Source organism: Candidatus Clostridium stratigraminis, from assembly GCF_045310675.1.
Taxonomy (GTDB): domain Bacteria; phylum Bacillota; class Clostridia; order Clostridiales; family Clostridiaceae; genus Clostridium_AT; species Clostridium_AT stratigraminis.
In genome coordinates this window covers 61,306-71,706 of the sequence record NZ_JBJHZZ010000014.1, presented here as the reverse complement: position 1 = coordinate 71,706, position 10,401 = coordinate 61,306, and the positions used below count along the sequence as shown (strand labels likewise).

The 10,401-nt window shown below is 33.3% G+C and carries 8 protein-coding genes and 1 pseudogene; 8 read left to right on the top strand and 1 reads right to left on the bottom strand.

The window, feature by feature from the left end:
- A pseudogene (locus tag ACJDUG_RS15050) lies at nt 1-825 on the top strand (5'-nucleotidase C-terminal domain-containing protein); the annotation flags it as partial.
- 405 nt (nt 826-1,230) lie between these two features.
- On the opposite strand, the gene ACJDUG_RS15045 reads toward ACJDUG_RS15050, so the two are convergent.
- Nucleotides 1,231-1,800, bottom strand: coding sequence for a hypothetical protein (locus ACJDUG_RS15045; protein ID WP_406770695.1), 570 nt, complete (start codon nt 1,798-1,800; stop codon nt 1,231-1,233).
- Between the two features lie 142 nt (nt 1,801-1,942).
- Here ACJDUG_RS15045 and ACJDUG_RS15040 point away from each other — a divergent pair, with 142 nt between their 5' ends.
- The 7 genes from ACJDUG_RS15040 to ACJDUG_RS15010 all read left to right on the top strand — a co-directional run bounded on the left by ACJDUG_RS15040 (nt 1,943) and on the right by ACJDUG_RS15010 (nt 10,376).
- Complete coding sequence (locus ACJDUG_RS15040) at nt 1,943-2,437, top strand: hypothetical protein (RefSeq protein WP_406770694.1); 495 nt, start codon at nt 1,943-1,945, stop codon at nt 2,435-2,437.
- A 254-nt stretch (nt 2,438-2,691) separates the two neighbouring features.
- Nucleotides 2,692-5,274, top strand: a complete 2,583-nt coding sequence (gene adhE / locus ACJDUG_RS15035) for a bifunctional acetaldehyde-CoA/alcohol dehydrogenase (RefSeq protein ID WP_406770693.1) — start codon at nt 2,692-2,694, stop codon at nt 5,272-5,274.
- Between the two features lie 225 nt (nt 5,275-5,499).
- A complete protein-coding gene (locus ACJDUG_RS15030) occupies nt 5,500-5,658 on the top strand; it encodes a lmo0937 family membrane protein (RefSeq protein WP_406770692.1) in 159 nt (52 codons plus the stop codon).
- A gap of 16 nt (nt 5,659-5,674) precedes the next feature.
- Entirely contained in the window at nt 5,675-6,031 is a 357-nt protein-coding gene (locus ACJDUG_RS15025) for an MmcQ/YjbR family DNA-binding protein (RefSeq protein WP_406770691.1), read from the top strand.
- 109 nt (nt 6,032-6,140) lie between these two features.
- Nucleotides 6,141-6,938 (top strand): hypothetical protein, encoded by a 798-nt coding sequence (locus ACJDUG_RS15020; protein ID WP_406770690.1) that lies wholly within the window; start codon nt 6,141-6,143, stop codon nt 6,936-6,938.
- Nucleotides 6,939-7,129: 191 nt separating this feature from the next.
- Nucleotides 7,130-9,745: a bifunctional acetaldehyde-CoA/alcohol dehydrogenase gene (gene adhE / locus ACJDUG_RS15015; RefSeq protein WP_406770689.1), complete on the top strand. Its 2,616-nt coding sequence runs from the start codon at nt 7,130-7,132 to the stop codon at nt 9,743-9,745.
- A 175-nt stretch (nt 9,746-9,920) separates the two neighbouring features.
- Nucleotides 9,921-10,376, top strand: a complete 456-nt coding sequence (locus tag ACJDUG_RS15010; protein WP_406770688.1) for a CBS domain-containing protein — start codon at nt 9,921-9,923, stop codon at nt 10,374-10,376.
- The last annotated feature ends 25 nt before the right edge of the window (nt 10,377-10,401 follow it).

The window sequence follows — 10,401 nt, the reverse complement described above, 5'->3', positions numbered from 1 at the left end:
GCAACTATTGCTGCTACCTACTATGATTCAGCTAAGGCTCTTGGAGATGATGGACAAGTAAGAAATATGATGTTTAAGTATGTTGAGGATAATAAAACTATATCTCCAACTAACGCAAATAACTGGAAGATCTACACAACTGCTGTTGTTCAACAAACTGAAGTTAAGCCAATTGCAAACGAAACTTCAAAAGTAGTTGATGCAATAAAAGCAGCAGCTGATAAATCTACTACTGTAGTAGATATAACATCTAATTCAGTAGTATCAAAAGATGTATTTACAGCAATAGCTGGCAAGGATAAAACTATAACCTTCCAAAAGGATGGAGTAACTTGGACCTTTAATGGACTTAATATTAAGCCAGAGTTAATAAAGGACATAGATTTATCCTTAAAGACAGTTAGTGCTGATCTTAAGGCTAAAGAAGCTGCTAAAGCTAAGGCTATAGTAGGAAAAGATGTTGCTATTGCTTCCTTCTCCTTTACTTATGAAGGTAAATTACCAGGAAAAGCTGATGTTAAAGTATTTATAGGTAAGGATTGGGCTAATAAAACTGTAAATGTATTAAGATACTTTGCAGATAAGAATACTTATGAAGTTGCACAGAAGGATGTAGCTGTAGATGCTAATGGGTATATAGTATTTACAACAGATCATTGCAGTGATTACTTTGTAATAGATAATACAGCAATTTCTTCTGATAAGCTTCCTCAAACTGGATCACCAGTAGACTTTACAATGGTTGTTGACTTTGGTGCATTAATTGCAGCATTAGGAGCAGCTGTTATACTCTATGACAGAAAAAAGAAGAAGGTTAATGTTTAATTAATAAAGTATAATTAGGAAATTAAAAAGCTGCAGGAATTCCTGCAGCTTTTTTAATTGCATATGAAGGCTTCTATATTTATAATAGGTATTTTAGTCAAGATCCATAGGTTTAAATTCCATACCCAGCAAATCCAAAAATCTTCAGATAAATTAATAGGTTTTACCCATACGCCAGTATAGTCCTTTAGCCATATATAAGTGATTTTAAAAAAACAAGGAGTTAAGGTTGTGGGTAGAATTTTATTAGACTTCGGAGGACTGCACATGCCAAGGGCTTTTGCTCTACATATATCAGGAATATAATTTGGTGGAGGCTGCAAGGGTGCGTTAAAGGATTCCTTTGTTATTTCGCCTACAGGCGAAGGATCATATTTACCTCAGCATCTCTTCATGTCTTTATTCTTAATGGCAGGTAAAGCTTTCAATATTTCTTAGAGCCATTCCAAAATAAATCCATCTGCGGCCATTCCATCTAAAGCCTGCTATTGAGGTTCTTCCAACATGGGTTATATAAGCCCAGAAGGAATTACCGTTCCTTAACCAAATATAAGAAAATCTAAACCTACATGGCATTATAGCACCTGGGTCTATAGCATGTGGAGAAATACCGCCATGCATATGTGGTTTTGGAGGTATAAAACCAGGTGGTGGAGAAGACGGCATACCTTGATGTCCACCATGCCCGCCTTGTGGTATTCCAGGATGACCTCCAGGTGATCCAACGGGTGGCCTTGGGGGTGGATTATTTCCACCTGGGAATTGCTGTTGTCTAAAATATGGACAAGTGTAAAATGGAATAAAAACATTATCAATTTCATCATAGTTAAAACTATAGCCCCTATCCATATTGGAAGCTACATCTTCTTCTGGATCGTATAATTCTTCATATTCAGGCAGACCTTTATCTTTGCTTAGCTCATTATCAGCATCTTTTTCATCAAAGATTTCGTTATCCTCATAATTATAGCTCATTTTCAGACTCCTTTAAAAAAGATTACAGTACATTTTATGCTATAGTTTTTAAATTGGTTAATAATTTATTATTTAGAGCAAAAAGAATATGATATAATATACCTAGTAATAAGATTTAAATTGACGATGAGGAGCAGCAACTATGAAAGTAATGGAATTTAAAGTAAAGATGACCTCTGCTTATACAGATATTCAACTAGTAAAAAGCGGCTGGCAGGCAGTGGAGAAGGATAAGCTTTACACAAGAATTAAAGGAAAATACAAATTTAGTTATATTATTAAAAGTTTTGGAAAAATAAGAATAAGTGAAATGACTGCACATTATTCCGCAGAAACTGCGGTCCTTGAGTTAGATAATTTGATAGAATTTGATTTTGAAGAAGCTTGGAATATTTTATGGAATAAAAGCTATGAGCCTCAGTCTGTTGAAATTTTAATAAAGGAAAATATATTTGAGAAGTTAATCGATAAGGGATGGAAGCCTGCTGTTATTGGAGTAATTGATTATGTCCAAGACGACTACGATTTGAGCTATTACTATCCTTCTCCTGAAAGTGAAAAGCTGTATCTGATTGTTGACGATAATCCTGGAGATGTACTATTATATGTAAGAAAAATTGCTACTGCATTAAGTTAATGCGGTATTTTTATCGTTTAATTGTTAAATAATAAACAATAAATTATGATTTTGCCTTATTCTTTTTAGAAAATGTATTACTATATATAAAAATCGTTTACAAACAAATGCTGATAATACTATGTTATAAGGAGTTAAAATTGAAAAATACTTTGTTTAAAATTTAACAAAAACTATTGCATTATAAAATTAAAGACTTTATAATAAAAATATAGTTAAATAATTAACAATTAAGTTTTATAGGAGGAATTATTATGATGGTAACAAACGTAGAAGAACTTATGCAAAAAATGGAACAGGTTAAAGCAGCTCAAAAGAAGTTCTCAACCTACTCACAGGATCAGGTAGATGAAATATTTAGACAAGCTGCAATGGCTGCAAATAATGCTAGAATTAAATTAGCTAAAATGGCAGTTGAAGAAACAGGAATGGGAATAGTAGAAGATAAGGTAATAAAAAATCACTTTGCTTCTGAATATATATATAATCAGTATAAAGATGAAAAAACCTGTGGTGTTATAGAAACAGATGAGGCTTTTGGACTAACAAAAGTTGCAGAACCAATAGGTGTAATCGCAGCTATAGTTCCTACAACAAATCCAACCTCTACTGCAATTTTTAAAGCCTTAATTGCTTTAAAAACAAGAAATGGAATAATCTTTTCTCCACATCCAAGAGCTAAGATGTCAACTATAGCTGCAGCAAAAATAGTGTTGGATGCTGCAGTAAAAGCTGGTGCACCAGAAGGGATTATAGGATGGATAGATGAGCCTACAGTTGAACTTTCACAGATGGTAATGTCAGAGGCAGACATAATATTAGCAACAGGTGGTCCTGGTATGGTAAAAGCTGCATATTCCTCAGGTAAACCTGCAATTGGAGTTGGAGCAGGAAACACTCCTGCAATTATAGATGAAACAGCTCATATAAAAATGGCTGTAAGTTCTATTCTTCTTTCAAAAACCTTTGATAATGGTGTAATATGTGCTTCTGAACAAACTGTTATTGTTATGGATGAAGTATATGATGAAGTTCGAAAAGAATTTGAGGAAAGAGGAGCTTATTTCTTAAAGGATGAGGAAGTAGATAAGGTTAGAAAAACGATTTTAATAAATGGCTCTTTAAATTCAAAAATAGTTGGACAGCCAGCCTTTAAAATAGCTGAAATGGCTGGAGTAAAAGTAGCAGAAGTAACTAAAGTATTAATTGGGGAGGTAGAGTCTGTTGAACTTGAAGAAGCCTTTTCTCATGAAAAACTATCACCAATACTAGGAATGTATAGAGTAAAAAGCTTTGATGAAGCCCTTAAAAAGGCAGCAAGGTTAGTTGAATTAGGCGGATTTGGACATACTTCAGTATTGTATACAGACCAAGTAAAGTCAAAGGAAAGAATTGAAAAGTTCGGAGCAGCAATGAAAACCGGAAGAACGATAGTAAACATGCCTTCCTCTCAAGGTGCTATAGGAGATATTTACAACTTTAGACTTGCTCCATCTTTAACACTAGGCTGTGGCAGCTGGGGTGGAAACTCAGTATCTGAAAACGTAGGAGTAAAACATCTTCTAAACATTAAAAATGTAGCTTTAAGGAGAGAGAATATGCTTTGGTTTAGAGTTCCAGAAAAAATATACTTCAAATTTGGTTGTCTACCAGTTGCTTTACGAGAACTTAAAGTCTTAGGTAAGAAAAAGGCCTTTATAGTTACTGATAAGGTATTATATGATTTAGGCTTCATAGATATTGTTATAAAAGTTCTAGAGGAAATAGGAATTGACTATAAGGTGTTTTATGACGTTGCTCCAGATCCTACACTTGCAACTGCAAGAAAGGGTGCAGCAGAAATGGCAAGCTTTAAACCTGATACAGTTATAGCTTTAGGCGGAGGTTCACCTATGGACGCTGCTAAAATCATGTGGGTACTTTACGAGCATTCAGAAGTTCGTTTTGAAGATTTGGCAATGAGATTTATGGATATTCGTAAGAGAGTTTATACCTTCCCTAAAATGGGTGAAAAGGCTATGATGGTTGCGATTCCAACCTCTGCAGGAACTGGTTCAGAAGTAACACCCTTTGCAGTTATAACTGATGAGAAAACAGAAGTGAAATACCCATTAGCTGACTATGAATTAACTCCTGATATGGCAATAGTAGACACTGAGCTTATGATGAAGATGCCAAAGGGCCTAACAGCAGCTTCGGGAATAGATGCTCTTACACATGCCTTAGAAGCCTACGTATCAGTATTAGCTTCAGAGTATACTAATGGATTAGCACTTGAAGCAATAAGATTGATATTTAAGTATTTACCAGCCGCTTATAATGAAGGTACTACAAACATTAAGGCAAGAGAAAAAATGGCTCACGCTTCAACTATGGCAGGAATGGCTTTTGCAAATGGATTTTTAGGAATTTGTCATTCAATGGCTCATAAACTCGGATCAATGCATCATATTCCTCATGGAATAGCTAATGCCTTAATGATTGACGAAGTCATTAAATATAATGCGGTAGATAATCCAAGAAAGCAAGCAGCTTTTCCACAATATAAATATCCAAATGCGAAATTTAGGTATGCGAGAATTGCTGATTATTTAAATCTTGGCGGAAATTCAGAAGATGAAAAGGTTGAATTATTAATAAAGGCTATACAAGACTTAAAGGCACAGGTTAATATGCCAAAAACTATAAAGGAAGCAGGAGTTTCAGAAAAGAATTTCTATATAACTTTAGATGAAATGTCTGAACAGGCCTTTGATGACCAGTGTACAGGGGCAAATCCAAGATATCCATTAATAAGTGAAATAAAGCAAATGTATAGTAGCGCTTATGAAAATTAAATCTACGTTTAATTGGATAAGGTAAGACTTAGTTTTAAAAATAAATAGACTAATAACATGTAATCCTAAGGAAAAATGAGAGTTTATTTGATTCTCCGTGATAAGTGGTATTAGATACTGTATATAAAGCTAATTGATAATACTTTGTCTTATTTAAGAATTGAATTTATTAAAGAAACTCAGTAAAATTATTACTATAACATATTTTATATGGAGGTTTGAAAAATGGGGTTTTTAAGATGGCTTGGTGGTATAGTAGTATTTTTCTGGGTTTTAGGCTTTATTTTTAGAATGGGTGGTAGATTTATTCATTTACTATTGATTGTGGCAGCCCTTGTTTATTTATATGATCTTTTCTTTGGAAGAAAAAGAAATATAAAATAAGGTGGTGACCTAGTTAATGGATTTTGAATGGTTTAAAAATTATTGCTTAAGTAAAAAGGGCGCAGCTGAAACTTACCCCTTTGATGATAAAACTACGGTTTTTAAAGTTGGTTCAAAGATGTTTGCATTAACTAATAAAAATAGTAATCCTTTATCTATAAGTTTAAAATGTGAGCCATATCTTTCTCAGGACTTAAGGAGAGAATATAGTTCAATTACACCTGGATATCATTTAAATAAGTTCCATTGGAATACCATTCAGCTTGATGATTCTATAGAAGAGGAAAAGGTCCGCTTACTTATAGACTTGTCCTATGATCTTGTATTCAAGGGACTAAAAAACTCAGATAAACTAAATATTTCCCTTAAATAGTAAAGCGGCGTTTATATTGACATTTATGGCAGTATAAACGCCGCTTTACTATTCTGTTGAAATATTGATTGAATTTAGTTAATATTATTATAAGGATGTGAGGTAATCTATGAGGGGAAAATCTACTACTATTGGTATAATAAAAAAAGAAGAAAAGCTAACAAAATTTCAAGCACTAGGTGTCTATAGAGCATTTAAAAAAGCAAATCCAGGAGTGAAGACGGAGATAAAAAAGCTTAAGAAAGAACTTTTGCATGGATTATCAAGACATGATAGAGAAAGTGGAATATGGTTTTTAAATGTATATAAAAAAGTCCTTGAAGTAAGAAGTAAAAATATTTCTTTAGAAACCTTAATGGAAGCTTATAAAACTGAGGATAGAAATGTAATAGCAAAAAAACTTCTTGCCTATTATTCTAATTATGGAATTGCTGAAGGAGTAATATTGGGTTCTTCGGCAGGTTTTCTAGGATTTGTTTCAGCAGCAGCTTCAACCTTTGGCGAAATAGTTTGCTTAGCTTATTTTCAGTTGTCTTTAATCTATGATTTATCAATACTATTTGAAAGACCATTAAAGGATGCAAATAATTTAGAGATTTATAGAGTACTTAAGACCTCCTTTGACATTAGTGAAAAGGATTTAATTCATGGAAAAGTTTATGAATTAGTTGATAAAGGAGATAGGTTTATAGAGGAAAAGCTGCTAAAAAATGATGGGTCAGTTCTTCAAAGTGTTTTAAAAAATTTAGGAGTTGCAATTCATTACAAAGCAGAAAAAAATTTTCTTGCAAAAGCTATTCCAATACTTACATATATTTCTGGACCATTAGTATGTATAACTTCTGACTATGAAGCTGTTAAAGCTTTTGGTAAACGAACCTTAAATATTTATACAAGCAGTACATAATAAAATTAAAAAGTTAAAGTGTGTCTGAATAATTAAATGAAACGAGCTTATAAAAATATCTAGTTAATAAGTCTCTATTACATTTTAGTTTTATAGACAACACTTTTTTTATTTAAAAAGAAATATTAAAATAATTTTAACACATAATATTCATATACATTTTTTAATATATTCCAAAGAAGGTGTTTTTAATGAAGGTTACTAATGCTGATGAATTAATGATGAAATTAAAACAGGTAAGAGAAGCTCAAAAAAAATTTGCATTATATTCACAAGAAGAGGTTGATGAAATTTTTAGGCAGGCAGCAATGGCTGCTAACAATGCTAGGATAGACCTTGCAAAAATAGCAGTAAAAGAAACTGGCATGGGTATAGTAGAAGATAAAGTCATAAAAAATCATTTTGCTGCAGAATACATTTATAATCAATATAAGGATGAAAAAACCTGTGGAGTAATAGACAGAGATGAGTCTTTTGGAATAGAAAAGGTTGCTGAACCTATTGGAGTAGTTGCAGCAGTAATTCCTACTACAAATCCTACCTCAACTGCAATTTTTAAATCTTTAATTGCACTAAAAACAAGAAATGGTATTATCTTTTCTCCTCATCCTAGAGCAAAGAATTCAACAATTGCTGCTGCTAAGATAATTTTAGAAGCTGCTGTAAAGGCAGGAGCACCTGAAGAAATAATAGGCTGGATAGATGAACCATCATTAGATATGACACATATGTTAATGAGTGAATGTGATATTATTTTAGCAACGGGAGGGCCTGGTCTTGTAAAGGCTGCATATTCCTCAGGCAGGCCTGCAATAGGTGTGGGAGCCGGAAATACGCCTGCTATTATAGATGAAACTGCTCATATAAAAATGGCAGTTAGTTCTATTTTACTTTCTAAGACTTTCGATAATGGGGTTATATGCGCCTCAGAGCAGTCTGTTATAATCCTAGATGAAATCTATGATAAGGCCAGAAATGAATTCAAAGAAAGAGGGGCTTATATTCTAAAAGAGGATGAAATAAATAGAGTAAGAAAAACTATATTAAAGGAAAATGGGGCCTTAAATTCTGACATAGTAGGACAATCGGCCTATAAAATAGCCCAAATGGCCGGTATTAATGTTTTAGAAGGCACAAAGGTTTTAATTGGAGAAGTTGAAGCTGTAGATTTTAAAGAAGCATTTGCCCATGAAAAACTATCACCTATTTTAGGCATGTATAGAGCTAAGAATTTCGACCATGCAATGGAAATAGCTATAAAATTAATTGAACTTGGCGGCTTCGGCCATACCTCAGTTTTATATACAGATCAAATTAAATCTAAAGAAAGAATTGAAAAATTCGGTGCCAAGATGAAAACAGGGAGAACAATAATAAATATGCCGGCTTCTCAAGGTGCTATAGGCGATATCTATAACTTTAAGCTAGCACCATCCCTAACTCTTGGCTGCGGAAGCTGGGGTGGCAATTCAGTTTCAGAAAATGTTGGTGTAAAACATTTGTTAAACGTCAAAAGTGTAGCCTTAAGGAGAGAAAATATGCTTTGGTTTAGAGTACCTGAGAAAATTTACTTTAAATTTGGCTGCCTACCAATTGCCTTAAGAGAATTAAAGGAAATGGACAAAAAGAGAGCATTTATAGTTACAGATAGGGTATTATTTGATTTGGGCTACGTTGACTTAGTAATTAACACCTTAGAGGAAATCGGAATTGAAGCAAAAATATTTTATGATGTTGAACCCGATCCAACCTTAGCCACTGCTAGGAAAGGGGCTAAAGAAATTGAAAGCTTTAAACCGGATATAATAATTGCTCTTGGTGGTGGCTCACCCATGGATGCTGCAAAGATAATGTGGGTACTTTATGAACATCCTGCAGTACGCTTTGAAGACCTGGCTATGAGATTTATGGATATTAGAAAAAGAGTTTATACCTTCCCTCACATGGGAGAAAAGGCATTAATGGTATCAATTCCTACTTCTGCTGGAACAGGCTCTGAGGTTACACCATTTGCTGTTATAACTGATGAAAAAACAGGAATTAAATACCCTCTTGCTGATTATGAACTAACGCCTGATATCGCCATAATTGATGCCGAGCTTATGATGAAAATGCCAAAAGGATTAACTGCTGCTTCAGGTATAGATGCTTTGACACACGCAATAGAAGCTTATGTATCGGTACTGGCTTCTGAATATACCAATGGCTTAGCACTTGAGGCAATGAGACTTATATTTAAGTATCTTCCGGCTGCATATAGTGAAGGTAGCAGTAATGTAAAGGCTAGAGAAAAAATGGCTCATGCTGCAACAATGGCAGGAATGGCCTTTGCAAATGCTTTCCTTGGTGTATGTCATTCTATGGCTCATAAATTAGGTGCAATTCATCATGTTCCACATGGGATTGCAAATGCACTTTTAATAAATGAAGTTATAAAATTTAATGCTGTTGATAATCCTAGAAAACAAACAGCTTTTCCGCAATATAAATATCCTAATGCTAAATGGAGGTATGCTCAAATAGCAGATTTTTTAAGGCTTGGCGGAGATAACGAAGAAGAAAAAATAGAAAATTTAATAAAGGCTATAAACAAGTTAAAAGAAAAGATTAATGTTCCTAAAACTATTAAAGATGCAGGTGTTTCGGAACAAAAATTTTATGCTACCTTGGATATAATGGCGGAAGAAGCCTTTGACGACCAATGTACTGGAGCAAACCCAAGATATCCACTAATTTGTGAATTAAAGCAGATGTATATCAACGCCTTCGAGGGAACTCACGGGAAAGATAATAATCCTATAGAATAAATCATATGCTCTTAAAGATGGGGTGCTTTTTATTTTGAGAAAGCCCCATCTATATTTTGAATTTTATTTAAAGTATTTGTAAATTTTATAAGGTTTCAAAGAAACTCCGGATTACATATGCTATAATATAAATGTAAATAATTAAAAAAATAAGGTTTAGGAGAATGAGTACAGGATGAATATAGCATTTTTTCTTACACCTAAAAGTGATGTAATCTATGAAACTGAAACTTCAACTTTAAGACAAGTTATGGAGAGAATGGAGTATCATAGATATACTGCAGTTCCAATTATTGATGATAAGGGGAGATATGTAGGAACTATAACGGAGGGGGATTTGCTTTTCGAACTAAAGAATAACCCGCAGTTAACCTTTAAGGAAACAAACACTATAAAGGTATTTGAAATACCTAGAAGAGTTATTAACAAGCCAGTATCTATAGATGCTGATATGGAGAGTCTAGTTTCTTTGGCAATAAATCAGAATTTTATTCCAGTTACTGATGATGAAGGTGTTTTTATAGGTATAATTAAAAGAAGTGAAATAATAAATTATCTTTATAATTTTGCTTTGAAGACCCAAACAGAATGTATATTTAATGTTGAATATGCAGCTGGAGTAAGAAAATAAATTGTTTAAAATCAAAATGGAGAGT